At 72.3% G+C, this 26,969-nt stretch carries 21 protein-coding genes; 11 read left to right on the forward strand and 10 right to left on the reverse strand.

Annotation, left to right across the window (positions count from 1 at the left end; all coding sequences use genetic code 11):
- Positions 1-47: 47 nt before the first annotated feature.
- From dcd to ACAX67_RS00120, 6 genes are all read left to right on the forward strand, one after another.
- A complete protein-coding gene (gene dcd, locus ACAX67_RS00095) occupies positions 48-623 on the forward strand; it encodes a dCTP deaminase (protein WP_370701774.1) in 576 nt (191 codons plus the stop codon).
- 95 nt (positions 624-718) lie between these two features.
- Positions 719-1,765, forward strand: coding sequence for an ABC transporter substrate-binding protein (locus ACAX67_RS00100; RefSeq protein WP_370701775.1), 1,047 nt, complete (start codon positions 719-721; stop codon positions 1,763-1,765).
- On the forward strand, positions 1,752-2,750 hold the full coding sequence (locus ACAX67_RS00105; RefSeq protein ID WP_370701776.1) for a FecCD family ABC transporter permease: 999 nt from the start codon (positions 1,752-1,754) through the stop codon (positions 2,748-2,750). Before ACAX67_RS00100 ends, ACAX67_RS00105 begins: the two co-directional genes overlap by 14 nt.
- Positions 2,747-3,802, forward strand: a complete 1,056-nt coding sequence (locus tag ACAX67_RS00110; protein WP_370701777.1) for a FecCD family ABC transporter permease — start codon at positions 2,747-2,749, stop codon at positions 3,800-3,802. The genes ACAX67_RS00105 and ACAX67_RS00110 overlap by 4 nt, the downstream gene beginning before the upstream one ends.
- The gene (locus tag ACAX67_RS00115; protein ID WP_370701778.1) at positions 3,799-4,635 is read left to right on the forward strand and encodes an ABC transporter ATP-binding protein; all 837 of its coding nucleotides are present in this window, start codon (positions 3,799-3,801) and stop codon (positions 4,633-4,635) included. Before ACAX67_RS00110 ends, ACAX67_RS00115 begins: the two co-directional genes overlap by 4 nt.
- Positions 4,632-5,603, forward strand: a complete 972-nt coding sequence (locus tag ACAX67_RS00120; RefSeq protein ID WP_370701779.1) for a siderophore-interacting protein — start codon at positions 4,632-4,634, stop codon at positions 5,601-5,603. Before ACAX67_RS00115 ends, ACAX67_RS00120 begins: the two co-directional genes overlap by 4 nt.
- Here ACAX67_RS00120 and ACAX67_RS00125 read toward each other — a convergent pair.
- Positions 5,600-7,495 carry a CocE/NonD family hydrolase gene (locus tag ACAX67_RS00125; RefSeq protein ID WP_370701780.1) on the reverse strand — a complete coding sequence of 632 codons (1,896 nt, stop codon included), beginning with the start codon at positions 7,493-7,495 and terminating at the stop codon, positions 5,600-5,602. The genes ACAX67_RS00120 and ACAX67_RS00125 overlap by 4 nt on opposite strands.
- Before the next feature lie 156 nt (positions 7,496-7,651).
- Here ACAX67_RS00125 and glgX point away from each other — a divergent pair, with 156 nt between their 5' ends.
- Genes glgX through treZ form a run of 3 tightly spaced genes read left to right on the forward strand, consistent with a single transcriptional unit; the run spans position 7,652 to position 13,952 of the window.
- Positions 7,652-9,847 carry a glycogen debranching protein GlgX gene (gene glgX, locus ACAX67_RS00130; protein WP_370703621.1) on the forward strand — a complete coding sequence of 732 codons (2,196 nt, stop codon included), beginning with the start codon at positions 7,652-7,654 and terminating at the stop codon, positions 9,845-9,847.
- The gene (gene treY / locus ACAX67_RS00135) at positions 9,844-12,195 is read left to right on the forward strand and encodes a malto-oligosyltrehalose synthase (RefSeq protein ID WP_370701781.1); all 2,352 of its coding nucleotides are present in this window, start codon (positions 9,844-9,846) and stop codon (positions 12,193-12,195) included. Before glgX ends, treY begins: the two co-directional genes overlap by 4 nt.
- Positions 12,192-13,952, forward strand: coding sequence for a malto-oligosyltrehalose trehalohydrolase (treZ, locus tag ACAX67_RS00140; protein ID WP_370701782.1), 1,761 nt, complete (start codon positions 12,192-12,194; stop codon positions 13,950-13,952). Before treY ends, treZ begins: the two co-directional genes overlap by 4 nt.
- On the opposite strand, the gene ACAX67_RS00145 is transcribed toward treZ, so the two are convergent.
- The 5 genes from ACAX67_RS00145 to ACAX67_RS00165 form a co-directional block, all read right to left on the reverse strand.
- Positions 13,906-14,040 (reverse strand): hypothetical protein, encoded by a 135-nt coding sequence (locus ACAX67_RS00145; protein WP_370701783.1) that lies wholly within the window; start codon positions 14,038-14,040, stop codon positions 13,906-13,908. The genes treZ and ACAX67_RS00145 overlap by 47 nt on opposite strands.
- A 127-nt stretch (positions 14,041-14,167) precedes the next feature.
- Positions 14,168-14,986 (reverse strand): DUF4097 family beta strand repeat-containing protein, encoded by an 819-nt coding sequence (locus ACAX67_RS00150; protein WP_370701784.1) that lies wholly within the window; start codon positions 14,984-14,986, stop codon positions 14,168-14,170.
- A gap of 42 nt (positions 14,987-15,028) precedes the next feature.
- Positions 15,029-15,562, reverse strand: coding sequence for a pilus assembly protein HicB (locus tag ACAX67_RS00155; RefSeq protein ID WP_370701785.1), 534 nt, complete (start codon positions 15,560-15,562; stop codon positions 15,029-15,031).
- A gap of 69 nt (positions 15,563-15,631) precedes the next feature.
- Entirely contained in the window at positions 15,632-17,065 is a 1,434-nt protein-coding gene (locus tag ACAX67_RS00160; protein WP_370701786.1) for a PASTA domain-containing protein, read from the reverse strand.
- A complete protein-coding gene (locus ACAX67_RS00165; RefSeq protein WP_370701787.1) occupies positions 17,055-17,525 on the reverse strand; it encodes a SigE family RNA polymerase sigma factor in 471 nt (156 codons plus the stop codon). The genes ACAX67_RS00160 and ACAX67_RS00165 overlap by 11 nt, the downstream gene beginning before the upstream one ends.
- Before the next feature lie 151 nt (positions 17,526-17,676).
- Between ACAX67_RS00165 and ACAX67_RS00170 the strand changes: the two genes are divergently transcribed.
- Positions 17,677-18,813 carry a PP2C family protein-serine/threonine phosphatase gene (locus ACAX67_RS00170; protein WP_370701788.1) on the forward strand — a complete coding sequence of 379 codons (1,137 nt, stop codon included), beginning with the start codon at positions 17,677-17,679 and terminating at the stop codon, positions 18,811-18,813.
- Between the two features lie 15 nt (positions 18,814-18,828).
- On the opposite strand, the gene ACAX67_RS00175 is transcribed toward ACAX67_RS00170, so the two are convergent.
- A complete protein-coding gene (locus ACAX67_RS00175; protein WP_370701789.1) occupies positions 18,829-19,527 on the reverse strand; it encodes a PadR family transcriptional regulator in 699 nt (232 codons plus the stop codon).
- Positions 19,528-19,584: 57 nt separating this feature from the next.
- On the opposite strand from ACAX67_RS00175, the gene ACAX67_RS00180 reads away from it, so the two are divergent.
- Positions 19,585-20,385 carry a maleylpyruvate isomerase family mycothiol-dependent enzyme gene (locus ACAX67_RS00180; protein WP_370701790.1) on the forward strand — a complete coding sequence of 267 codons (801 nt, stop codon included), beginning with the start codon at positions 19,585-19,587 and terminating at the stop codon, positions 20,383-20,385.
- 6 nt (positions 20,386-20,391) lie between these two features.
- On the opposite strand, the gene ACAX67_RS00185 is transcribed toward ACAX67_RS00180, so the two are convergent.
- The 3 genes from ACAX67_RS00185 to ACAX67_RS00195 all read right to left on the reverse strand — a co-directional run bounded on the left by ACAX67_RS00185 (position 20,392) and on the right by ACAX67_RS00195 (position 26,959).
- Positions 20,392-22,053 (reverse strand): DUF885 domain-containing protein, encoded by a 1,662-nt coding sequence (locus tag ACAX67_RS00185; protein ID WP_370701791.1) that lies wholly within the window; start codon positions 22,051-22,053, stop codon positions 20,392-20,394.
- A gap of 66 nt (positions 22,054-22,119) precedes the next feature.
- Positions 22,120-23,736 (reverse strand): AMP-binding protein, encoded by a 1,617-nt coding sequence (locus ACAX67_RS00190; protein WP_370701792.1) that lies wholly within the window; start codon positions 23,734-23,736, stop codon positions 22,120-22,122.
- Between the two features lie 112 nt (positions 23,737-23,848).
- Positions 23,849-26,959 carry a heterodisulfide reductase-related iron-sulfur binding cluster gene (locus ACAX67_RS00195; protein ID WP_370701793.1) on the reverse strand — a complete coding sequence of 1,037 codons (3,111 nt, stop codon included), beginning with the start codon at positions 26,957-26,959 and terminating at the stop codon, positions 23,849-23,851.
- Positions 26,960-26,969 lie beyond the last annotated feature (10 nt).

A 26,969-nucleotide genomic window follows, 5' to 3' on the forward strand; every position in this document is an offset into this window, starting at 1 on the left:
TCGCGGACCGGCGACCGCCCACGACCCGAACTGGGTAGGGTGCCTGCGTGCTGCTGAGCGACCGCGACATCGTTGCCGAGATCGACGCCGGACGGATCGCGATGGATCCCTACGACCCGGCGATGCTGCAACCCTCGTCGATCGACGTGCGGCTCGACCGCTACTTCCGGGTCTTCGAGAACCACAAGTACCCCCACATCGACCCCGCCGCGGACCAGTCCGACCTGACCCGCGTCGTGGAGCCCGAGGGCGACGACCCGTTCATCCTGCACCCGGGCGAGTTCGTGCTCGGCTCGACGTACGAGGTCGTCTCGCTGCCCGACGACGTCGCGGCCCGCGTCGAGGGCAAGTCGTCGCTGGGCCGGCTCGGGCTGCTCACCCACGCCACGGCCGGCTTCGTCGACCCGGGTTTCTCCGGGCACGTGACGCTCGAGCTGGCCAACGTGGCGACGCTCCCGATCAAGCTCTATCCCGGCATGAAGATCGGCCAGTTCTGCTTCTTCCGGCTGACCTCGCCCTCGGAGCACCCCTACGGCTCGGCGAAGTACGGCTCGCGCTACCAGGGACAGCGCGGCCCGACGCCGTCGCGGTCCTACCTCAACTTCCACCGCACGCAGATCTGACGGCGGGCGGCGTGAGCCGCCTCACTCCGCTTGCATAGGTAAGCCTTACCTTAGTACGGTCCCCGGGTTCGCACTCCAGCTCCCGAAGGACCCTCGTGACCCACCGCACCGCCCACCGCCGTACGGCGCTCGCCCTCGCCTGCCTCCCGTTCCTGGCCGCCTGCAGCACGGGCTCGGCGTCGTCCGACGTGGCCGCGCCGACCGCAACGACCAGCGCGGAGGCCGACGCCTTCCCCGTGACCGTCGAGTCGGCCCTCGGTGACGCGGTCATCGAGGACGCACCCGAGCGCGTCGTCACCGTCGGCTACGCCGACTCCGACGTGGCCCTCTCCCTCGGGGTCGTCCCGATCGCCTCGGAGAAGATCACCTGGGGCGGCACGGCCGGGGGGTCGACCGTCTGGTTCGACGACGCGCTCGCCGAGATCGACGGCGCCCGGGCTCCCGAGCGGCTCGACACCACCGACGGCATCCCGGTCGACGAGATCATCGCGCTCGAGCCCGACCTGGTGCTCGGCACCAACTCGGGCCTCACCCAGCAGGACTTCGACAAGCTCACGAAGGCCGGCATCCCCGTGGTCGCCTACCCGGGCGACATGTGGTTCACCACGTGGCAGCAGTCGCTGGAGCTGGCGGGCCGGGCGCTCGGCCGCACGGCGGTGGCCGACCGGGTGGTCGCCGACACCGAGCAGGTCATCGCCGACACCGCGGCGAAGTACCCGCAGCTCGACGGCGCCACGATCGCCTACACCTACCTCAACCCCGCCGACACCTCGCAGATCGGCATCTACAGTGCCGAGGAGAACCGCCCGGTCCTCCTCGCGCAGCTCGGTGCGGTGACGCCCGCCATCGTCGACGAGGTGTCCGAGCCCGGCGTCTTCTACACCACGATCTCCGCCGAGCGGGCCAAGGACGTCGAGGCCGACGTGCTGCTGACCGACGCCGAGTCGGAGGCCGACATCGAGACGATCGAGACCGACCCGCTGCTCTCGCAGGTCCCCGCGATCGCGTCGGGCCACTGGTACGCCTCGACCGACCACGTCGCCTCGCTCCCGATGTCGGCCCCGTCCGCGCTCTCCCTCCCCTACGCGATGGAGAACTACATCCCCCACGTGGCTGCAGCGGTCGACGGTGACGGTTCCTGAGCTCACCCGGCCCGCGGTGGTGCCGGCGGGCGTCGCGCTCATGCTCGCGTCGCTCGCCGCCGTCATCGCCGTCTCGGTCCTCGTGGGGTCGACGTGGGTCTCGCCGGCCGCTCTGCTCGACCCGGGCCACGTCGACCACGCGGTGCTCGTCAAGCGCTGGGAGCGCACGCTCCTCGGGCTCGCGGTCGGCGCCGCCTTCGCCCTGGCCGGCGCGTGCATGCAGGGCCTCACCCGCAACCCGCTGGCCGACCCGGGGCTGCTCGGTGTCAACGCCGGGGCTGCCTTCGCGATGGCGACGGCCATCGCCTACCTCGGCGCGCACAGCCTCGGGCAGTACCTCTGGTACGGCTTCCTCGGCGCCGCCCTCGCGGCGGTCGTGGTGCACGCGGTCGCCAGCGTCGGCCGCGAGGGCGCGACCCCGGCGAAGCTGACGATCGCCGGTGCGGCACTCACCGCCGGCCTCTCGAGCTGGACGACCGGCGTCCTCCTGCTGGACCGCGAGGCCGTCGAGCAGATCCGGCGCTGGCAGGTCGGCACCGTCGCCGGCCGCGACACCGGCGTGCTGCTGACGGTCGCGGCACCGCTCGTCGTCGGCGCCGTCCTCGCGCTGGCGATGGCCGGCGCGCTCAACACGCTGGCGCTCGGCGACGACCTGGCGCGGGGGCTCGGCCGTCGTACCGCCGTCGACCGCGCCCTCGTCGGTCTCGCGGTCGTGCTGCTCGCGGGCACCGGCACGGCCGTCGCCGGCCCCATCGCCTTCATCGGCCTCGTCGTCCCCCACGCCGTCCGCCGCCTGGTCGGGGGTGACCACCGACGCGTCCTCCCCCTCAGTGCGGCGTACGGCGGCGCGCTGGTCGTGCTCGCCGACACCCTCGGCCGCGTGGTCCTGCCCCCGGCGGAGGTCCAGGTCGGCGTGATGGCCACGGTGATCGGCGTGCCCGTCCTCGTCTGGGTCGTCGCGCGCGGACGGGGGGTCGCGCTGTGAGCGCCCCACCCGTCGAGGCCGCCCCGCCGCCGGTCACGGCCGTCGAGACCGTCCGCCGCGCGCGTCGCGGCCCTCGCCGCCGCCACCTCGGTGTGGTCGTTGGCCTGACCGCGCTGGCCGTCGCCGCGTTCGCCGTCAACGTGCTGCTCGGCGACTACACCTACACGGTCCCCGACTTCTTCCGGATCCTCCTGGGCGAGCAGCTGCCGGTGGCGACGTACCTCCTGATGGAGTCCAAGCTGCCGCGCGCGGTTCTCGGCGTGCTGGTCGGTGTGTCCTTCGGCGCGGGCGGCGCGGTCTTCCAGACCACGCTGCGCAACCCGCTCGCGAGCCCCGACGTCGTCGGCGTCACCTGGGGCGCGAGCACGGCGGCCGTCGTCGCGGTCGTCACCCTCGGGTTGCGGGGCACACCCGTGTCGGTCGCGGCGATCGCCGGCGCCGTGGCGGTCGCCGTGCTGATCCGGGCGGCCGGCGGCTCCGTCGGCTCGCACCGGATCGTCCTGGTCGGCGTCGCGGTGACGGCCGCGCTGGCGTCGTTCATCCAGTACCTGCTCAGCCGGGCGGCGATCTGGGACGTGCAGGTCGCCCTGCAGTGGCTCGCCGGCAGCCTGCACGCCTCGGACTGGTCGACCGTCCGCGCCGTCGCGATCGCCACCGCGGTCCTCCTCCCGCTGCTCGCCCTGCTGGCGCGAGGCCTGCGGATCACCCAGCTCGGCAACGACCTCGCGACCGGGCTCGGGGCCCGCCGTCACACGCCCGACCTGCTGCTCCTCGTGGCGGTGCTGCTCGTCGCCGTGGCGGTCGCGGCCAGCGGGCCGATCGCGTTCGTCGCCTTCATGGCAGGCCCGACCGCACGTGCCCTCAACGGGGGCCGGCCCACCATCACCGGCGCCGCGCTCGTCGGCGTCGTCCTCGTCCTCTCCGCCGACTTCGTCGGCCACTACCTGATCGGCGACGTCACGGTGCCGGTCGGCGTGCTGACCGGCGCGTGCGGCGCGCCGTTCATGCTGTGGCTGCTGACGCGCGGCACGTCCTCCAGGAGCGCCTCGTGACCACCGTCCGACCGGCGCGGCTCGTCGCCGCCGACGTCACCATCGGCTACGGCGAGCGCGTCGTCGTCGAGGGTCTCGACCTGGCGGTCCCCGACGGCCGGGTCACCGTGATCGTGGGTGCGAACGCGTGCGGCAAGTCGACGCTCCTGCGCGGCATGGCGCGCCTGCTGCGACCGCACTCCGGCGCGGTGCTCCTCGACGGCGAGGCCGTCCACCACCGCTCCACCCGGGAGCTGGCGAAGGTGCTCGGACTGCTCCCCCAGCAGCCGGTCACCCCCGACGGCATCACCGTCGTGGACCTCGTGGGCCGCGGCCGGCACCCCCACCAGGGTCTGCTCGGACGCTGGACCAGCGACGACGAGCGCGCGGTGACCGAGGCGCTGGTCGCGACGGGCACCCTCGACCTCGCGGACCGGCCGGTGGACGAGCTGTCCGGCGGCCAGCGGCAGCGGGTGTGGGTGGCGATGGCCCTCGCGCAGGAGACCGACGTCCTGCTCCTCGACGAGCCGACGACGTACCTCGACCTGGCGCACCAGGTCGACATGCTCGACCTCCTGACCGACCTCAACCGCAGCCGTGGCACCACCATCGTGATGGTGCTCCACGAGCTCAACCTGGCCGCGCGCTATGCCGACCACCTGGTCGCGATGAAGGCCGGGCGGGTCGTCGCGGAGGGCGCCCCCCGCGACGTCGTCACCGAGGAGGTCGTGCGCGACGTCTTCGGGCTCACCAACCGGGTCGTCACCGACCCCGTCTCCCTCACCCCGCTGGTGCTCCCCGCGGGCCGCCACCACCCTCCCGTCCCCGAGCCCGAAGGAGCACTGCGCCCATGACCACGACGACCGACGAGCACGCCGCGAGCCTGCCCATGGTCCTCGACGAGGTCGAGGTGCACAGCGCCTCGCGGGTGTCGCCGTCGTACGTCCGCGTCGAGCTGGCCGGCCCGGCCCTCGCCGACTGCGGCACCGACGGGCCGCTGCTCGACCAGCGGATGAAGATCGTCTTCCCCAGCAGCACCGGCGCGCTGCCCGACCTCTCCGGAGCCGACGCGTCGTGGTGGGACACCTGGCTGGCGATCCCCGAGGACCAGCGCGGCTCCATCAGGACCTACACGATCCGGGACCTGGTCCGCTCGGGGGCCGGGACCCGGATCGTGGTGGACATCGTCGTGCACGACCCCCGCGAGCACACCGGGCCCGGCAACGAGTGGGCCCTGCGCGCCGCACCCGGCGACCGCATCGTGGTGGCCGCCCCCCGCCGCGGCCACGCGTTCGGCGGCATCGAGTGGTCACCCGGCGACGCCAGCCGGCTGCTGCTCGCCGGCGACGAGACGGCCCTGCCCGCGGTCCGCGGCATCCTTCGTGACCTGCCGGCGGACGCCGTGGGCGCCGCGTTCGTGGAGGTGCCGGCCGCGGGCGACATCCAGCGCGACGTCCTCGCCCCCACCGGCGTCGAGGTCACCTGGCTGCCCCGCGGTGACGCACCCCGCGGCGCGTCCCTCCACGCGGCGGTCGTCGCCTGGCTCACGGGCAGCGCCGAGCAGGCGCCGGCGGTCGACGACGCGGAGATCGACCCCGACCTCTGGGAGACCCCGGTCCACTCCTCCTCCGGCGAGCAGGTCGCGCCCTACACCCAGGTCCCCACGGGCGACAGCCCGTACGCCGGCCTCTACGCCTGGATCGCCGGCGAGTCCAAGGTCGTGACCGGCCTCCGACGCCGGCTCGTCAGCGACCTCGGCGTCGACCGGGCCCAGGTCGCCTTCATGGGCTACTGGCGCGAGGGCGTCGCCATGCGGTCCTAGCGGACGGGGAGGGTCAAGACCGAGGGGTGGTCGGGACCGGTGTAGACCTTGATCGGCAGGGCTTGCCCCGGGAGGTCGGGGACCGGCGCGAGCAGGTGCGGGACGTCGTAGCCCTGCACGGTGACCCGGAGCCGGTGGCCGCGCGCGATCATCGCGCCGGTCGGGAAGACCTCGACGTCGACGGGCGCGATGGTGCCCGGCGCCAGTGGCGTGCGGGCCGCCTTGGTGAACGGGTGCCAGGGCTGAATCAGCCGGCCGTCGAGGTACCGCGACTGCGCGGGCACCAGCTTGCGCTGGGAGATCACCTGCCAGCCGCCGGTGATCCGGTGCACCGAGCCGTCGGGCGCGACGTCCTCGACGACGACCGAGAGCATCCCGTCGCCGGCGGTCGTCGACACGAAGAGGTGCGCGTTGATCGGCCCCTGCATCCGGACCGGCCGGGTCACCGGCGTGGTCTCGAAGGTCAGCCCGGAGTAGTCGTTGAGCGCGTTGTTCGTGAAGCACGGGTTGTCCGGCCAGATCGCGTTCATGACGCCGGCGGTCCACTGGTTGGCCGACCGGGTGCACAGGCCCGAGACGGGCAGCGGCAGCAGCGTCGACGTGCCCGCGGCCGGGGTGCCGGTCGTGAGCCCACCGGCCCGCCCGCCCATCGCGGACGAGCCGGACAGCGCATAGCTGCGCGCGTGCAGGTCGTCGGCGATCCAGCGGGGCCGCTTCACCCAGCGGTCGGCGCCCTGCTCGTAGTAGGTCACGGGCGGGATCTCCCCGAGCCTGGTGTCCATGCCCTTGATCCAGTGGTCGAACCAGCGCAGCTGCAGCTCCTCGGTGGTGCCGTACCCGGCGTCGGCCACGAGCGCGCCCGACGAGCCCTGCAGGTGGTCCCACGGGCCGATGATCATCTTCACCGGAGCGCCGTTCTGCTGGAGCTTCTCGAAGACGAGTGGCGTGCCGCGCTGGAACAGGTCGTACTCGCCGCCGATCAGGAAGGTCGGCACCGTGACGTCGTCGAGGTAGGAGATCGCCGACCGCTCGCGGTAGAAGGGCCCGTCGTACATCGGGTCCTGGCCCAGCAGGGCCTGCAACGCGAGGGTGAGGGTGAAGGAGCCGCCGCCCACGAGGTGGTCGAGGAGCACGCCGAGCGCGGCGGTCGGGTCACTGCCGACGTAGGCCGGCGGGACCAGCGCCGCGCCGTTGACCAGGTCGAGCCACAGGGGCATGAAGCCGACGTCGAGCTGGCCTCCCGAGGCGACGATGTCGCGGTAGACGTCGGCGCCCGGGACCTGCGGGAAGATCGCCTTCAGGCCGGGCGGGTGGTGGCCGGCGGCCATCAGCTGGCTGATCCCCATGTAGGACGCGCCCGCCATACCGACCTTGCCGTTGCTCCACGCCTGGTCGTGCGCCCAGGCGACGACCTCGCCGGAGTCCTTGTTCTCCCGCGCGCTGAAGGCACCCCAGCTGCCCCCGGAGCTGCCGGTGCCCCGCGCGTCGACGACCAGGTAGTTGTAGCCGCGCTGGACCAGGTACGACGGCCCGGGACCCGCCAGCCCGCCGCCACCGCCGGCGATCACCGACTTGTTGTAGGCCGTGATCATCACGATGACCGGCAGCCGCCGGTCGACAGCCGCCCCGCTCGCGTCGGCCGGCTGGATCAGGTCGCCGCGCAGCACGACCCCGTCGTCCATCGGGATCTTCAGGTCGGTGGTCTTGACCGTGCCCGGGTAGTCCTCCGGCCGTGGGATCCACCCGCTCGTCGGTGCACTCGCGGGTGCCACGGTCGGCGCCGCCGACGGGGCGGCGCTCGAGGTCGGTGCGGTGAGGCCGGTCGCGACGACCGCGGAAGCGGCGGTGGCGACGACGGCGAGCAGGGTGCGACTGCGCAGGCGCTGGTTCATGGGGCTCCCTCGAGGCGGTTCCCCCTGGTCAACGACAAGTCAGGTGCCTGGTTATCGGACGCGTCACAGACCCTGTGCTCGACGACATTTGGGGTATCTCACCTGTTCGGGCGCCGCCGCGGCGCCGGTACGGACCTGAGGGAGGACCAACGCGTGGTGGAGACCTGGCCGGGAGCGGCCTACCCGCTCGGAGCGACGTTCGACGGCAGTGGCACGAACTTCGCACTCTTCAGCGAGGTCGCCGAGCGCGTCGAGCTGTGCCTGATCGACGTCGACGACGACGGCGGCACCCGCAAGGAGACCCGCGTCGAGCTCACCGAGGTCGACGGCTTCGTCTGGCACGCCTACCTCCCCGAGGTCCAGCCCGGACAGGCCTACGGCTACCGCGTCCACGGCCCGTGGGACCCGGCACAGGGGCTGCGCTGCAACCCCAACAAGCTGCTGCTCGACCCCTACGCCAAGGCGACGCGCGGCGAGATCGACTGGCAGCAGTCGCTCTTCGGCTACGACTTCGGCGACGAGGGCTCGCGCAACGACGAGGACTCCCTCGACGCGACGCTCCTGGGCGTCGTGATCAACCCCTACTTCGACTGGGAGGGCGACCGGCCGCCGGGGACGCCGTACGCCGAGTCGGTCATCTACGAGGCGCACGTCAAGGGTCTCACCGCGACCCACCCCGACGTGCCCGAGGCGCTGCGGGGCACCTACGCCGGGCTCGCCCACGAGTCGGTCATCGAGCACCTCCAGAAGCTCGGCGTGACCGCCGTCGAGCTGATGCCGGTGCACCAGTTCGTGCACGACGACGTGCTGCTGCAGCGCGGGCTGCGCAACTACTGGGGCTACAACACCATCGGCTTCTTCGCGCCGCACGACGGCTACACGAGCTCGGCCCTGGCCGGTCACCAGGTCCAGGAGTTCAAGTCGATGGTCCGGACCCTCCACGCCGCCGGCATGGAGGTCATCCTCGACGTGGTCTACAACCACACCGCCGAGGGCAACCACCTCGGGCCGACGCTCAGCTTCAAGGGCATCGACAACCCGGCGTACTACCAGCTCGTCGACGACGACCGGCAGTACTACATGGACTACACCGGCACCGGCAACTCGCTCAACGTCGGCCACCCGCACTCCTTGCAGCTGATCATGGACTCGCTGCGCTACTGGGTGACCGAGATGCACGTCGACGGGTTCCGCTTCGACCTCGCCTCGACACTGGCCCGCGAGTTCTACGAGGTCGACCGGCTCGCGGCGTTCTTCGAGCTGGTGCAGCAGGACCCGATCGTCAGCCAGGTGAAGCTGATCGCCGAGCCGTGGGACGTCGGCCCGGGCGGCTACCAGGTCGGCAACTTCCCGCCGCAGTGGACCGAGTGGAACGGCGCCTACCGCGACACCGTCCGCGACTTCTGGCGCGGCGCCGCCAACCTCGGAGAGTTCGCCAGCCGGATCGCCGGCTCCTCCGACCTCTACGAGCACTCCGGGCGCCGCCCGGTGGCGAGCATCAACTTCGTCACCGCCCACGACGGCTTCACCCTGCGCGACCTGGTCTCCTACGAGAGCAAGCACAACGAGGCCAACGGCGAGGACGGCCGCGACGGTGCCGACGACAACCGGTCGTGGAACCACGGCGTCGAGGGCGCGACCGACGACCCCGGCATCAACCAGGCGCGCGCGCAGGACCAGCGCAACCTGCTGGCCACGTTGCTGCTGAGCCAGGGCGTCCCGATGGTGCTGCACGGGGACGAGCTCGGCCGCACCCAGGACGGCAACAACAACACCTACGCCCAGGACTCCGCGCTCAGCTGGATCGACTGGGAGCGGGTCGACCGGCCGCTCACCGAGTTCGTCGCCGAGCTCGCGCGGCTGCGCCGCGAGCACCCGTCGCTGCGGCGCCAGCGCTTCTTCACCGGCACGTCGGTGCGCAAGGCCGAGGGCGGGCTCAACGACATCGTCTGGCTGCACCCCGAGGGCCGTCCGATGGAGGACGGCGACTGGGAGAGCGGGCTGCGCACCCTGGGCATGTACCTCAACGGCGGCGGCATCGCCGGCCGCGACCGCCGCGGCCAGCGGATCCGCGACGACCACTTCCTGCTGCTCTTCAACAGCGGCGACGCGGCGACGGTGACCCTCCCCGAGCAGGAGTACGGCGAGCGCTGGCTCGTCGCTGTCGACACCACCGGCAGCTGCGACACCGAGAAGCCGGTCGACGCCGGCAGCACGTTCGAGCTGCCGCACCGCAGCGTCGTCGTGCTGCAGCAGTGGCACGGGGAGGACCCGGAGGTGGACGTGAGCCCGGCCGCCTCGGTGGCCTCGATGGCGGAGTCGGGCGACGCCGGCAGCTCGGGCGACGCATGACCGCCGAGCGCATCCCCGCGCGGGTGCCGACGAGCACCTACCGCCTGCAGATCAACGCCGACTTCGACCTCGACGCGGCGCTGGAGGTGCTGCCCTACCTCGACGACCTCGGCGTCGGCTGGCTCTACCTCTCCCCGCTGCTGGAGGCGCACCCCGGCAGCGACCACGGGTACGACGTCGTCGACCCGAGCCGCGTCGACCCGGCCCGCGGTGGCCGGGACGCCCTGGCCCGGCTGGCCAACGAGGCGCACCGGCGCGGGATGGGCGTGGTCGTCGACGTGGTGCCCAACCACGTCGGCATCGAGGCCCCGTCCGCCAACCGGTGGTGGTGGGACGTGCTCGCGCACGGGCGCGCGTCGCGCTACGCGCACTACTTCGACATCGACTGGGACGCGGCCGACGGGAAGGTCGTCGTACCCCTGGTCGGCGACGACGACCTCACCACCGAGGGCGGACCGATCCGCAACCTGCACCTCGTCGACGGGATGCTCGGCTACCACGAGCACCGGTTCCCGCTGGCACCCGGCAGCGCCGAGGGCACCGACGACCCCCAGCTGGTGCACGAGCGGCAGCACTACCGGCTCGTCGGCTGGCGGGCCGCGGACCAGCACCTCAACTACCGGCGGTTCTTCGCGGTGAACACCCTCGCTGGTGTGCGGATCGAGGACCGCGACGTCTTCGAGGACACCCACGACGAGATCGCCCGGTGGCTGCGCGAGGGCTGGGTCGACGGCCTACGCGTCGACCACCCGGACGGGCTGCGCCACCCCGCTGCGTACCTCGACGACCTCGCCGCACTGACCGGCTCGGGCTGGGTGGTCGTCGAGAAGATCCTCGAGCCGGGCGAGGAGCTGCCCGCCCGCTGGCGCACCGCCGGCACCACCGGCTACGACGTGCTCGGCCTCGTCGACCGCGTGCTCGTCGATCCCGCCGGGGCGGGTCCGCTCGGCGAGCTCGACGCCCGGCTCCGCGGCGGGGTGCCGCCGTGGAGCGACCTGGTGCACACCAACAAGCGCGAGGTGGCCCGGACCATCCTCAACGCGGAGGTACGACGGATCGCCCGTGAGCTGGCGCGCGAGCTCGACGTCGCGCCCGACGAGGCGTGGCGGGCGGGCGTGGAGGCCGCGCTGGTGGAGCTGCTGGCCGCGTTCCCGGTCTACCGCAGCTACCTCCCCGACGGCGTCGCCCACCTCGAGCAGGCGGCGGAGACCGCGCGCCGCGAGCGGCCCGACCTCGCGGAGTCGCTGGACCTCGTCGTACCGCTGCTGTCGGACCGGCTGCGCGCCCCGGCCCTCCGGTTCCAGCAGACCAGCGGGATGGTGATGGCCAAGGGCGTCGAGGACCGGGCGTTCTACCGCTGGAGCCGGCTGTCGTCGCTCAACGAGGTCGGCGCCGACCCCGACCACTTCTCGCTCCACCCCGACGACTTCCACGCGGCGATGGCCCGGCGCCAACTCCTCGCCCCGGCGGCGATGACGACGCTCACCACCCACGACACCAAGCGGTCCGAGGACGTCCGGGCGCGCCTCGCCGTGCTCGCGGAGGACCCCGCCGGCTGGGCGGAGGCGATGGACGCGCTCCTCGAGGCCGCCCCCGCTCCCGACCCCGGCTTCGCCAACCTGCTGTGGCAGGCCGCCGTCGGCGCCTGGCCGCTCTCGCGCGAGCGCCTGCACGCCTACGCCGAGAAGGCGATGCGCGAGGCCGGCGACCGGACCTCCTGGACCGACCCCGACCCGACGTACGAGAAGGGCGTGCACGCACTCGTCGACGCGGCGTACGACGACCCGGCGGTCACCGCGGTCCTCGACCGGGTCGCGGCGCGACTGGCGGCCCCGGGCTGGAGCAACGCCCTCACGGCGAAGCTGCTCAGCCTGACCGTGCCGGGCGTGCCCGACGTCTACCAGGGCAGCGAGCTGTGGGAGCTCAGCCTGGTCGACCCCGACAACCGCCGGCCCGTCGACTACGGCCGGCGCGAGGCGCTGGTCGAGGCGGGCGGGACCCCGGCCCGGCCGACGTCGATCGACGACGTGGGTGCCGCGAAGCTGCACCTCGTGCGGACCGCCCTGCGCCTGCGCCGCTACCGGCCCGAGCTGTTCGTGCGCTACGAGCCGGTGCCCGCCTCCGGCTCGGCCGCCGGTCACGTGCTCGCCCTCGACCGCGGCGGCGTGGTCGCCGTCGGCACCCGGCTGCCGCTCGGCCTGGTCGAGGGCGGTGGGTGGCGGGACACCCGCCTGGACCTGCCCTCGGGCACCTGGCGCGACCTGCTGACCGACCGCCCGGCGGCGGGCGACGTCGGCTCGCTCCTCGACACGCTGCCCGTCGCGCTGCTCCTGAAGGAGGACGCGTGAGGTTCGAGGTGTGGGCGCCGCGTCCGGACCGGGTCCGGCTCAGCCTCGGCGCCGAGGTCGTCACGATGGTGCCTACCGGCCGCGGCTGGTGGGCGACCGAGGACGACCTCGGCACGGTGGCCGCCGGGACGTCGTACGGCTATCTCCTCGACGACGACCCGACGCCCCTCCCCGACCCGCGCTCGCTCCGCCAGCCCGACGGGGTCCACGAGCGCTCGGCGACCTACGACCCCGCCGCTCATGCCTGGCAGGACCAGGAATGGACCGGACGCGCGCTCGCCGGCACGACGATCTACGAGCTCCACGTCGGGACCTTCACGCCGGAGGGCACCCTCGACGCCGTGGCCGAGCGGCTCGACCACCTGGCCGCGCTCGGCGTCGGGTTCGTCGAGCTGATGCCCGTCAACGCCTTCAACGGCACCCACGGTTGGGGCTACGACGGCGTGCTGTGGTCGGCGGTGCACGAGCCGTACGGCGGGCCGGCCGCCTACCAGCGGCTCGTCGACGCCTGCCACCGCGCGGGCATCGGAGTGATCCAGGACGTCGTCTACAACCACTTCGGACCGTCCGGCAACTACCTGCCGCGGTTCGGTCCCTACCTCAAGGACGGCCGCAACACCTGGGGCGACCTCGTCAACCTCGACGGGGAGGGCTCGCCGGAGGTACGGCGGCTCATCCTCGACAACGCGCTGATGTGGCTGCGCGACTTCCACGTCGACGGGCTGCGGCTCGACGCAGTGCACGCGCTCGTCGACGAGTCCGAGACCCACCTCCTCGAGGAGCTCGCCGTCGAGGTCGAGGCGCTCTCCACGGAGCTCGACCGGCCGCTGACCCTGATCGCGGAGTCGGACCTCAACGACGCCCGCATGGTGACCCCGCGCGAGGACGGGGGCCTCGGTCTCGACGCGCAGTGGAGCGACGACTTCCACCACGCCGTGCACGTGGCACTCACCGGCGAGACGAGCGGCTACTACGCCGACTTCGCCCCCCTGGCCGCACTCGGCAAGGTCCTCGACCGCGGGTTCTTCCACGACGGCACCTGGTCGTCCTTCCGCGGGCGCGACCACGGCCGGCCGATCGACACCGACCGGGTGCCGGCCTGGCGGCTCGTCGTCTGCGCCCAGAACCACGACCAGGTCGGCAACCGCGCGCGAGGCGACCGGACCGCCGAGCTCCTCGACACCAGCCGGCTGCTCTGCGGGGCACTGCTCACCCTCGCGTCGCCCTTCACCCCGATGCTCTTCCAGGGCGAGGAGTGGGCCGCGAGCAGTCCGTTCGCGTTCTTCACCTCCCATCCGGAGCCCGAGCTCGCGAAGGCGACGGCCGAGGGCCGGCTCGCGGAGTTCGAGCAGATGGGGTGGGACCCCGAGCAGGTCCTCGACCCGCAGGACCCGGCGACCTTCGAGAGCAGCAGGTTGCGCTGGGACGAGGCGACGACCGGCCGCCACGCGGAGGTGCTGGCGGGCTATCGCCGGCTAGGAGCGCTGCGCCAGGAGCACGCCGAGCTCACCGAGCCCACCTTCGGGCGGGCGGACATCGACGAGGAGGCCCGTCGGGTGACCCTCGACCGGGGCCGGCTCGCGATCCACGTGAACCTCGGGGACAGTGCCTGGGCGGTGCCGGCGACCGAACTGCTGTTCAGCACGACAGCCCCGGTCTCCGTGGAGGCCGAGGCTGTCGAGGTCCCGCCGGGGGCGGGAGTGCTGGTGGTCAGAGGAACTCCAGGCCCGCACGGCGAGCCCGGCGCCCGGACTTGATCCGGGATGCGGCCCGGTGCCGGTCGGCGCGGACGAGGCGCTCGGCGATCTCCTGACGGACGCGGAGCGTGGACGTCGGTTCGATCATGGTCGGTACCTCCTCTCGGGGGGCTCGGAGCTTCTTCGACTGCTGCTACTCAACCATCGGCCACCGACAGTGACCCTGGCCTGATCGTGCTTGCGGTGGCCGCCGGCGGACGGCCCCGGACCTGCTCTCAGGCAGGAACCAGGTGGATGTCGCCGGAGACCGTGGTGGCCCGGATCTCGACGTAGTCGGCACCCGGCTCGGGCTCACCGACACCCTCCACACCGGAGCGCACGGCGCCGCTCAAGGTGGTGAGGTCGGTCCAGACCGGGGTGCCGGCCGGCACGCCGATCCGCACGTCGCCCGAGGCGCCCTTGCTGGTGATCCGACCGCGCGCCGCATGGCGCACGACGACGTCGCCGGAGCCGGTCGTCATCGTCACGTCGGTCTCGGCACGCTCGACGTCGAGGTCGCCCGAGCCGGTCTTCACCAGGACCGGGCCCCCGGAGCGGGCGATCCGGATGTCGCCGGAGCCGGTCGAGATCGTCGTGGTCCCGGCGAGGTGCTCCGCGTTGACGTCGCCGGATCCGCTGCGGATCCGCAGGTCGCCCTCGACCCCGCGCAACGACACGTCGCCGGACCCGGTGTCGATCGACCCCGCACCCGCGATCTGCTCGACGCTGACGTCACCCGAGCCGGACTTCACCGACGCCTCGCCGACCGACCCGGTGACCCGGATGTCGGCGCTGCCGCCGCGGAGCACGACCGAGCTGCCGGCCGGCACGACGATGTCCATCGCGAGCTTCTGGTCGCCGAAGAGCCCGCGCGACTTCGGGGCGATGACGCTGACCCGGTCGCGGTCGTGGTGCACCTCGACCTGGTCGGCGTTACGGCCCTCGACCCGCACCTCGGTGGTGCGCACGTCGGCCGCGCTGACGGCGATGTGGCCGCTGCCGTTCTCGACGTGCAGCTGGATCGGTTCGGGCGTCTGGAAGGTCTGCTCGGGCATGGCGGTGCTCCTCGAGAGGGTGGGAGTGGGAAGGGACGGGTGTCAGAGCCAGCCGGTGACCCGCTTGTTGGAGCGCTTCCCGAAGGGGAAGTCACCCCCGAACGGGAGGCTGGACAGGTCGACGTCGACGTGGATGGCGCGGTCGTTGGTCGCGCCGCGGACCAGGTTGACCAACCAGGTGTTGAGCGACTGGCCGGCCGCGGCGGCGGCCTCCTCGGCCTTGACCTTGACCGACTCGGGCATCCGCACGGTGATCCGGGCGAGGCCCTCCTCGCCGAGCTCGCCCGGGGCGGGCGGGGGCGGCGGAGCGGGCGGGGCCGGAGGTGCGGGAGGCGTGGGTGCCTGGACGACGAACTCGAGGTCACGACCGTCGAGCCGTACGTCGACGCCCCCCGCCGGCATCGCCGCCGTGATCTCCGCGGCGGCCTGGCTGATCGCCTCCATCAGGGCGAGGCGGGCGGCCGGGTCGAGCGCGTAGCCGAGCCGCTCGGCGGTCTGCCGGGCGGCCTCGCCGGCGCTCTCGGCCGCGGCCAGCAGGTCGCGGCGGAGGTTGTCGACGAAGGGGGTGATGTCCATGTGCACCACTATGACGTCAGTATGACGTCATGTCAACCCCTGAATGATGTCATCTGGCGTCACGCGGTGTCATCCGCTGATCGGAGCGGCCGTGTCCACCGCGTAGATCGCGCCCGCGTCGTCGATCCAGAGCTCGACCGACCACGCGTCGGCACATCCCCTCGGCTCAGGCTGGTCGAGGCGCACCACGTCCTGCTCTGCCGCGAGCCGGAGCTCCTTCGGAAGCGCGCCCGGGTGGGCCGAGCAGCCGCTGGCCAGCGTCGGCGACTGCACCACCGGGCCGTCGTACGCGTCGAGCACGTCGAGGGCCGAGCGCGGGCACGGCGCCGACATCGTCGGCGGGCACGCGAGGCGCCATGCGTCGCGATCGGCCGGGTCGGTCATCGGGTCGCGCGCCTCGTAGCCCCCGAGCATGACCCGCACCTCGTCGGCGAACCGCGGAGCCGGTCCGCCGCCGCGCGCCCACGCGACGAAGGCGGTGGCGGTCGCCTCGGCCGCCGCGTCGTGCGCACCGGCCTCCTGGTCCGCCTCGTCGTCCGCCGCGGTCCGCGTGGCGAGGATCGACACCTCGGCCACCGCCCCGCGCACCAACCGGATCCCGAGCACCGGCGGCGTGACCCCGTCGCAGTCGGCAGCGTCGGCCGGACGGAGGTAGACGGCGTAGTCCCACGTGCGCGTCGCGTCCGCTCCGTCCTGGTCAAAGCAGGTCCACGGCATCGACGCTCCCGGCCACCGGAGGTCCTGCACGGTCAGGTAGGGCGAGCCGTAGACGAAGCCCGACGGCACGCCGCCGTACGACGGCCGCGTGAGCATCTCGGTGATGGCGGCGAGGGCCGAGTGGCACGCCTCGTCGTCGCAGACCGTCCACCTCGACGGGTCGGCCGCGTCCGCGGCGCTGAGGGTGCTCGTCGCGGCGCCGCGGAGGGACAGCTCCACCTCGGGTGCGAGAGCGGGCGGGCCGGCGAGTCCCTGGGCGAACCGGACCAGGTCCCACACCACGGCACCCGACGCCCGGCAGGCGGCCATGATGGGGCCGCCCTGCCGCGCACTCTCGTCGGTGACGCTCAGCCGGACGGTCCGGCCGGGAGCGACCGGCCGTCCGACGGCGGGCTCCGTCAGCACCACCGTGCCGTCGGGCGCGCAGGTGCTGTTGTCCCGGCGCGCGTCGACCCGGAGGCCACGCGCCTCGAGGACGTGGCGCGCCTCGGCCACGGTCATGCCGATCACCGCCGGCATCTCTCCGCCGGAGATGGGGTGGGGCCGCTCCACCACCGACCGGTCGGCCGGACCCGGCTCGACGTCGCCGGTCCGCTGCGCGACGAACCACCCTCCCCCGGCCGCCACCAGCACGGCCGCTGCCGCGGCGAGCACCGGCCAGCGCCGGGCGCGCGGCTCGGGCAGGCCGGTGAGGGTGAGCGGGGCGGCCGGCGCCACATCGATCGTCTCGGCCGCACGCGCCAGCAGCACGCGCGCCCGGGTCTCCTTCGGGTCTTCAGCGGGCATCGGGGGCCTCCACCAGAGGGGCGAGCGCCGCCAGGGCGCGGGCGGTGCGGGACTTGACGGTGCCGGCCGCGACGCCGAGGGCGACGGCGGTGTCGCGCTCGGAGAGGTCGGCGTAGTAGCGGAGCACCAGCACCTCACGGTGCTCCGGGGAGAGCGCGGCCAGCGCACGCCGTACGGCGATCCCGCCTGTCGGGTCGTGGTCCTCGACGTCCTCCGGCAGCACCTCGGTCGGGATCTCGCCGTGCCAACGACGGGCACGGACGTCGCTCAGGGTGGTGACCAGCACGCGGTGCACGTAGGCGTCGGGGCGGTCGGCGCGCGCGACGCGGCGCCAGGAGCGGTAGCACTTCAGCAGCGCCGCCTGCACGACGTCCTCCGCGTCGACGGCCGGGCAGCCGAGCAGCACGGCGGTCCGCACGAGGCGGGCTCGGCGGTCGGCGACGTACGTCGTGAAGTCCATCGGGCTCCTTGTCGGTCACCCTAGAGACCGGCGAGGGCCCCCGACCGGTTCCGTTGGGGTGTGCAACGATGGCAGGGCCGGGACTCCAGTACAGCGGTCCTTCGAGGTCACGAGATCCGGGAGCCCCACGTTGACCATTGCGCAACTGTCGATGCAGGACACGATCGACAACGTCCGCACGACGATGAGGTCCGACACGGCGACCCTGCTGCTCCTCGACGAGTCGGGCACGGTGCTCGAGCCCGCCGCGTCGGCCGGTCTCGGCGGTCGCTGGCGCGGCGCGCCGCACATCCGCGTCGGCACGGGCTTCGCGGGCAGCGTCGCAGCGCGCGACGAGCCCGTCGTCATCCAGGACGTCAACGAGGCGTCGGTGATCAACCCCATCCTGCGCGGTTTCGGCGTGCACCGGTTGCTCGGCGTGCCCGTCCACGGCACCGAGGGCCTGCTCGGCGTGCTCCACGTCGGCACCTTCGCCTACCGCGACTTCTCCGAGACGGAGGTCGAGCGGCTCCAGCGGATCGCCGACGACATCGGCGTGCGCCTGTCCGACCGCCGCCAGGACGACGCCCACCTCGCCGCGCTCATGCTGCAGCGGAGCCTGCTCCCCGCCGCTCCCCCGGAGATCCCCGGCCTCGACGTCGCCGTGCGCTACCTGCCCGCAGAGGGCGACCTGGGCGGCGACTGGTACGACGTCTTTCCCCTCCCCGACGGCAAGGTCGGCTTCGTCATGGGCGACGTCGAGGGCCACGGCCTCTGGTCGGCGATCGTGATGGGCCGGCTGCGCAGCGCGCTCCGCGCCTACGCCCTCGACCACGACGATCCCGCCGAGGTGCTGCACCGGCTCGATCGCAAGCTGTGCTACTTCGAGACCGACATCTCCGCCACCGTCCTCTACGCGGTCACCGCGCCGCCGTACGACACCATCACGATCTGCAACGCCGGCCACCCCGCTCCGCTCGTCGCCCGCGCGGGCGAAGAGATCGCCCAGACGGCCGAGCTCTCCGCGGGCCTGATGCTCGGCGTCTCGCCCGACGCCGTGCGCACCAGCGACGTCGTGCGCCTGACACCCGGCAGCTCGGTGGCGATCTTCACCGACGGGCTCGTCGAACGGCGCGGCGGCGACGCGTCCCAGGACCCCTACGGCGAGCGTCTCGAGGTCGTACGGCGGGCGTTCCGCCCCGAGCACGACGCCGAGGCCGCGTGCAGCCACATCGTCGCTGCCGGCCTGGGCGACGACGCCGCGGAGGACGACGTCGCCCTGGTCGTCATCCGCCGGGTGCCCGGCTGAACCCGACTGCCCTGCTCAGTCCTCGCGTGCGATGTGCTCGAGGCCCTCGAGCCGCGCGAGCTCTGCAGCGGTCTCGTCCCGCACGGCCCGAAGCTGCCGGAGGTCGCGCCGCGGCGCCGGGGTGGTGGTCGTGCGCCAGCTGTCGACGACGTCGACCATGGCGTCGACGGCCCTGATCTCGCCCTTCAGCTGCTCCCAGAGCATCGCCGCGGTGGCGCTGACGATGTGCAGACGGCCGGGGAACGGACCGTCACCGCGCAGGTAGCCGTCCATGAGCTCCAGCCCCGTCCGCAGCTGGTCCACGAGCTGGCCGCGGCGCACCAGCAGCTGGCGGCGCAGGACCTCGCGGTCTCCGTGGTCGGCGAAGATGACGCGCAGGCCGATCTCCGAGGCCAGCTCCGTCGGCGCCACGTCGCGCTCGAGCCAGCGCCGCAGCACCGCCCGGCCCTCGGGCGTGGCACTCCACCGTCGTTTGGCGCGACTGCCGGGCTCGGGGGGGACCTCCTCGACGAGGCCACGCGCCGCGAGCCGCTGCGGCTCCCCGAGCAGCAGCCGGCGGCTGATGGTCCAGTAGTAGCCGAGCGCGCGCTCGAGCTGTTCGGCGAGCCCGTACGCGGTCATCGGGGCGGTGGCCAGCAGCGCCAGCACCGCGAGGGCGTTGGTCGAGGGGAGATCGGAGAAGTCATCCTCGCGGGGGTTGACGTCGGCGCTCACGACAGTGCAATCTACACCTCACCGATAACAGTGCAGATTGCACCTTGCGAGGATCCCATGACGTACATCACGACCGATCGCGACGAGCTCCTCCACCGCCTGGCCGAAGCTGGCCAGAGGTTCACCCGGCTCGCGGGCAGCGTGCCGCCGGACACGCGGGCGCGCGCGTCGGACTGGACCGCCCGGGACGTCGTGGCCCACGTCCTCACCGTCGTGCGGCGCTACACGACCCGCGACCTCGACAGCTGGGACGGTCTCTCGTCCACGCCGGCAGAGGTGAACGAGCAGAACGCGGCAGAGCTCGCCGCCCTGGTCGACGTCGGCATGGACGACCTGGTCGCCGAGCTGCGCAAGGAGCTCGAGACGCTGACGGCGATCTACCGCGAGGTGGATCTCGACGCGTCGTACCGCTTCCACTTCCGGACGGAGATCGACGGCTACGGCGGCCTCGGGAACATGATCGGCGAGCTGCTCGTCCACGGCTACGACATCGCACGGGGCGCAGGACGCCCGTGGCCCATCGACGACCGCGACGCCCAGCTCGTGCTCAACGGCATCCTCCAGGTGGCGGACGGTGTGCTCGACCCGCTGGCGACCGCGGGTCTCGACCTCAGCGTGCTGTGGCGGATCGGCGAGGCCAGGGCGATGCTGCACCTCGAGCACGGCCGCGGCGGCTTCATCGACCCGGCGGACGGTCCGGCGCGCCCCGATGTCGTCATCGGCGGGCCACCGGCGGCGACGCTGCTCAGCCTCTACGGCCGCATCGGGACCTTCGAGGCCGCCCGCCGCGGCGTGCTGGTCCGTGGCGGGCGGCGTCCGTGGCGAGCGCTGGGGATCGACCGCCTGTTCCTGAGGTAGGCCGCTTCAGGCGAGCCTGCGGGCGACGTGGTCGGCGAGCACCGACAGCGGCAGCGCTCCCGAGTCGAGGACCGCGTCGTGGAACGCCTTGATGTCGAACCGGTCGCCCTGCCGCTGCTGCGCCGCCTCGCGGATCCGGAGGATCTCCAGGCGGCCGATCATGTAGGACAGCGCCTGCCCGGGCGTGACCGCGTAGCGATCGATCTCGGCGGTCGCGTGGCCGACCGACTTCTCGGAGTTGGCGAGCAGGTAGTCGATCGCCTGCTGGCGTGACCATCCGAGCGCATGCATGCCGGTGTCGACCACGAGGCGGCAGGCGCGCATCGAGTCGGCCGCCAGCATGCCCATCCGGTCGAGCGGGGACGCGTAGAGCCCCATCTCGTCGGCGAGCCGCTCCGTGTAGAGCCCCCAGCCCTCGCTGTAGGCGGTGACGAACGCCGTCTTGCGGAAGTCCGGCAGACCCTCGAGCTCCTGGGCGATCGCGATCTGGAGGTGATGGCCGGGGATGCCCTCGTGGTAGGACGTCGACTCGATCTCGTAGCGGCCCCAGCCCTCGGGGTCGGAGACGTTCATGAAGAAGACGCCGCCACGGCTGCCGTCCATCGCCGGTCGGAAGTAGTAGGCGATCGCACCGCTCGTCGTCGGCTCGACCTCGCAGTCCGACTGCGGCAACCGGCCGAACCAGTCGCCCATCACCCCGCGGGCCTTCTCCATCGCGGCCACCGAGGCGGCGACGATCTCGTCGCCGTCGGTGTGGTGCAGGGAAGGGTCGTCGCGCAGTGCGGCGAGGATCGCCGGCACGTCGTCGGTGCCGACGACCTCGGGCCCGAGCTCGGCGTACTGCCGCTCCAGCTCGGCCACCTGCTCCAGCCCGATCTGGTGGATCTCCTCCGGGGTGAGGTCGGTCGTCGTGTAGTAGCGGGCGAGCGTCGCGTAGGCCTCGTCCCCACCCTCGAGGTGCATCAGCCCCACCTCGTCGTCGTCGCGCGCCACCGGCATCACGTCGTCGTGCAGCACCGCGCGATAGGTCGCCACCGCAGGCCGTACGACGTCCTCGACGACCCGCTGCAGGCGGGCCAGCAGCTGCTCGCGGTCGACCCCGGCCGGGGTGGGAGCGATGTCGAGCAGCCGGTCGTCCGCGATCGGGGTGGTCAGCCACTCGTCGAGCTGCGCGATCGTGTCGGCCGCGGCGAAGGCGGCCGGGGCGCGACCTGCCGCAACCCCGTCGCGGTGCCGGTCGGCCAGGTCGCTGAAGTAGGTGCCGATGCCGCGGAGCTTGTCGACCATCGCCTCGGCGACCTCGGCCGTCGGCAGCGACAGCTTCGGGAGGTACATCCCCAGGGAGGCCTGTGCGCCGAAGATGGGGTTGGCGCCGTACTCCATCGAGCGGAGCTCGCCCAGCTCCGCCGTCGACCGCGCGTCCCAGACCAGCATCGACCGCGACAGCCGCTCCTGCTCGTCCAGCCCGTCCTCCGGGATCGCCTCCGCGCGCTCGGCGAACCCGCGCGCCTCCTCGACCGCGGCCGCCTCCCCCGCGGCACTCACGTCGGTGTAGGACCCGGCGAAGCCGTACTCCCCCGACATGTGCGCCCACAGCGGGCTCTGGCGGTAGCGGAACTGCTGGTAGTCGTCGGCGAGCTTCGCGATGTCTGCGTTGTCGGCTGTCACCCCCCATTCCTACGAGATCGGCGGTGATCCGATCAAGCGGGTTGATCGGACCCGCGCCGATGAGGCTCAGGCCAGGCCCAGCGCCTCGGCGGTCTCCTCGCGCATCTGCACCTTGCGGATCTTGCCGGTGACGGTCATCGGGAACTCGTCGACGACCATGACGTAGCGCGGGATCTTGTAGTGCGCGAGCCTCCCGGTCGCGTACGCGCGCACCGCGTCCGCGTCGAGCGGGTCCGCGCCGGCGCGCATCCTCACCCAGGCGCAGAGCTCCTCGCCGTACTTCTCGTCGGGGACACCGATGACCTGGACGTCCTCGATGTCGGGGTGGCCGTAGAGGAACTCCTCGATCTCGCGCGGATAGATGTTCTCCCCGCCGCGGATGACCATGTCCTTGATCCGGCCGACGATGTTGCAGTAGCCGTCGTCGCGCATGACCGCGAGGTCGCCGGTGTGCATCCAGCCGTCGAGATCGATGGCTTCCGCGGTCTTCTCGTCGTCCTCCCAGTAGCCGAGCATCACCGAGTAACCGCGCGTGCAGAACTCGCCCGGCTCGCCGCGCTCGACCGTCTCGCCCGAGACGGGGTCGACGATCTTGATCTCGACGTGCGGGGCAGCCCGGCCGATCGTCGCCGTACGCCGCTCGAGGTCGTCGTCGCTGCGCGTCTGGCACGACACCGGGCTGGTCTCGGTCATGCCGTAGGCGATCGACACCTCCGCCATGTGCATGTCGTTGACGCAGCGCTTCATCACCTCGACCGGGCAGACCGCACCGGCCATGATGCCGGTGCGGAGCGAGGAGAGGTCGTACGACGCGAAGTCGGCGCTGCTCTGCATCGCGATGAACATCGTCGGCACGCCGTAGACGCCCGTGCAGCGCTCGTCCTGGATCGTCCTCAGAGTGATCGCCGGGTCGAAGCCGGGCGCCGGGATCACCATCGTCGCGCCGTGGGTGATGCACCCGAGGTTGCCCATCACCATGCCGAAGCAGTGGTAGAAGGGCACCGGGATGCAGAGCCGGTCCTCCTCGGTGAAGTCGATCAGCTCGGTGGTGAAGTAGCCGTTGTTGAGGATGTTGCGGTGGCTCAGCGTCGCGCCCTTGGGCCGGCCGGTGGTGCCGGAGGTGTACTGGATGTTGATCGGGTCGTCGAGCGTGAGGCCGTGGGCCCGCCGGTCGACGACGTCGGCGGCCTGGCTCTCGCCGGCGGCCACCAGCGCAGCCCAGTCGTCGGTGTCGACGTAGATCGCTCGCTCCAGCCCGGGGCACTCGCCGGCGGTCTCCTCGACCATCGCGCGGTAGTCGCTGGTCTTGAAGCTCGTGGTCGCGAGCAGGAGGCGCATGCCGGACTGGTTGACCGCGTAGGCCAGCTCGTGGGTGCGGTAGGCCGGGTTGACGTTGACCAGCACGGCGCCGATCTTCGCGGTCGCGAACTGCACGATCGTCCACTCGGCACAGTTCGGCGCCCACATGCCGACCCGGTCGCCCTTCTCGATGCCGGAGGCGATCAGGCCGCGGGCGACCCCGTCGATCGCGTGGTTGAGCTCGCGCCAGGTCCAGCGCCGTCCGGTCGCGACCTCGACCAGGGCCTCCCGGTCGGGCCAGGTGCCGACCGTCCGCTCGAGTCGGGCGCCGATCGTCTCGTCGAGAAGGGGCGTGGTGGTCTCACCGGCCGCGTAGGACTCCATGCCTCAGTCCTACCCCGACCGCACGTCCGGAGCCACCCCGAAATGCCACGCACCTGACGTGCGGGTCGCATATCCGAGGATTTCCGACCCGTACGTCAGGTGCGTGCGGTGCTCAGAGGTCGAAGAGCGACCCGGAGTCGTTGATGTTGACGTCGGTGCGGGGCTCGTTGGTCTCACCCGACGACTTCGGCGCCTCGGCGGCCGGCTTCGGCTTCTCCTCGGCGGCGGGCTCCTCCTCCGCGGGCTCCTCCTCCGCGGACTCCTCCTCGGCGGCGGGCTCCTCCTCCGCGGACTCCTCGGCGGCAGGCTCCTGCTCGACGGCGGGCTCCTCCTCCGCAGCAGGCTCCTCCTCGGCCGGGGTGGACGCAGCGGGCGCCGGCTCCGACGCGGCCGGGATGTCGAAGAGCGACCCGCTCAGGTCGACGGCCTCCGCGGGCTTCGCCTCCGCCTTCGGCTTCTCCTCAGCGGACTTCTCCTCCGCCTCGGCGGGCTTCTCCTCCGCCTGGGCGGGCTCCTCCGCCTTCGGCTCCTCCTTGGCCGGCGCGGCCGGCTCGGACGCGGCCGGGATGTCGAAGAGCGACCCGCTCAGGTCGGCCGACTCCGCGGGCTGTGCCTCCTCCTTGGCGGGCTCCTCCTTGGCAGGCTCCTCCTTGGCGGGCTCCTCCTTGGCGGGCTCCTCCTTGGCGGGCTCCGCGGGAGCGGCGTCGAAGAGCGATCCGGAGTCCGCGGTCTTCTCGGCCTTCGGCTCCTCCTTGGGCTCCGGCTCCTTCTCCGGCTCGGCCTTCGCCTCGTCGGCGGCAGGTGCGTCGTCGAAGAGCGAACCGCCGGACGACTCGGCCTTGGCGGCCGGCGCGTCCTTCTCGGCAGGAGCCTCGTCGGCATCGCCGAACAACGAGCCCGACCCACCCGAGGGCGCGTCGCTCGAGGCACCAGCCCCGGCCCCGACGGCGGCGGGCTCGTCGAGCTCCTCCTCGGCGGCCTTCTTGGCCTTCGCGGCCTCGGGCTTGGCGCCCTCGCCCGGCTTCAGCTTCGTGGCGACCTCGCCCTTGACCGACGCGAGCAGCATCTGCGCGACGTCGAGGACCTCGACCTCCGCGCGGGCGCTGCCGTTGTCCTGGGCCTCGGTGAGGCCGTCCGCGAGCATGACCCGGCAGAACGGGCAGCCGACCGCGATCTGGTCGGCGCCGGTGGCGACGGCCTCGTTGGTGCGGTTGACGTTGATGCGCTCGCCGATGGTCTCTTCCATCCACATGCGCGCACCGCCGGCGCCGCAGCAGAACGAGCGCTCGCCGCTGCGCTCCATCTCCGCCAGCTCGGCACCCGGCATGATCTGCAGCAGGTCGCGCGGCGGCGTGTAGACCTGGTTGTGACGACCGAGGAAGCACGGGTCGTGGTAGGTGATCTTGCGCTGGTGGGCGCCGTCGCCGGTCGCGACCGGGGTGAGCTTGCCCTCCCGCACGAGGCGGTTGAGCAGCTGCGTGTGGTGGATGACCTCGAGCTCGATGCCGAGGTCGCGGTACTCGTTCTTGAGCGTGTTCATGCAGTGCGGGCAGGTCGAGACGACCTTCTTGGCCTTCGCCTCGGTCAGCGTCTCGATGTTCTGCTGGGCCAGGCCCTGGAAGACGAACTCGTTGCCGGCCCGGCGCGCGGAGTCACCGGTGCAGGTCTCGCCGTTGCCGAGCACGCCGAAGGAGACGCCGGCCTTGTCGAGCAGCTCGGCGACGGCCCGGGTGGTCTTCTTCGCCCGGTCCTCGTAGGCGCCGGCGCAGCCGACCCAGAACAGCCAGTCGACCTCGTCGAGCGACTCGATGGTCTCGCCGACGACCTTGACCTCGAAGTCGAGGCCCTTGGCCCAGTCCATGCGCCCGCGGGACGACATGTTCCAGGGGTTGCCGTTCTGCTCCAGCCCCTTGAAGAGGCCGTTGAGCTCGGACGGGAAGTTGGACTCGACGAGCACCTGGTAGCGGCGCATGTCGGTGATGTGGTCGACGTGCTCGATGTCGACCGGGCACTGGTTGACGCACGCGCCGCAGTTGGTGCACGACCACAGCACGTCGGTGTCGATGATCGCGCCGCCCTCGGGCTCCCAGGCGAGACCCTCGGTCTCACCGACGAGCGGACGCTGGGCCTCGGCCACGACCGCCGGGTCGACGCCGTCACGCTTGTCCTCGGGCAGCAGGTTGTACGGCGCCGACGCGAACGCGTGGTCGCGCAGGTTCATGATCAGCATCTTGGGCGAGAGCGGCTTCTCGGTGTTCCAGGCCGGGCACTGCGACTGGCAGCGACCGCACTCGGTGCACGACGCGAAGTCGAGGACGCCCTTCCACGAGAAGTCGTTGATGTTCCCGATGCCGAGCGTGGCGTCCTCGTCGAGGTCGTCGACGTCGTCGAGGGTGATCGGCTTGCCGTCGTTCATCATCGGCTTGACCCTGCCGAGCGCGACCGTCTTGCCGTCCTCGCGCTCGATCGCGTCGGGCCGCTTGAACATGACGTTCAACGGCGCCACGAAGATGTGCAGGTGCTTGGAGTGGAGCACGTCGATGAGGAACACCAGCATGATGCCGATGTGCAGCAGCAGGCCGATGCCGATGAGCGCGTTGCTGTTGGGCAGCACGTGGCCCAGCGCGTGGGACACGAACGCCCAGCCGCCGTACCCCTCGTGGGAGTCCTCGTCGAGGGCCTTCGCCGCGACCGCGCCTCGGAAGAGGAACATCGTCCAGATGACGTTGAAGATCATGAAGAGGACGAGGTAGGCGCCGCCGAGGTGCGAGCCGGAGAAACGCGACGTGCGGCCGATCTTCTTCGGCTCGTTGCGCATCCGGATGAAGTAGAAGATCACCAGGCCGATGAGGCAGAGGACCGCGATCAGGTCCTGGGCGAAGCCCAGCGGGCCCCAGGAGCCGATGAAGAGGAAGTGCCACTCGGGGTTGGTGGACAGCAGCGCGCCGTAGGCCTCGACGTAGACCGTCGCGAGGATCAGGAAGGCGTACATCACGAAGGAGTGCGCGACGCCGGGGATCGTCCACTTCAGCAACCGGCGCTGTCCGAGCACCTCACGGAGCTGGCTGCCGATGGCGCCGGCGGTGCGCTTGGTGACGTTCTCGATGCGGTCCGGTGCCGGCTGACCGTGGGAGATCAGGCGGTAGAGGAACCACACGCGCTTCGCGGCCAGCGGCAGGATGATCGCGTTGAGCAGCAGGCCAACGATGAGCGTGACGGTCATGGCGTCCAAC

It is taken from the genome of Nocardioides candidus, assembly GCF_041321175.1.
Classification (GTDB): Bacteria; Actinomycetota; Actinomycetes; order Propionibacteriales; family Nocardioidaceae; genus Nocardioides.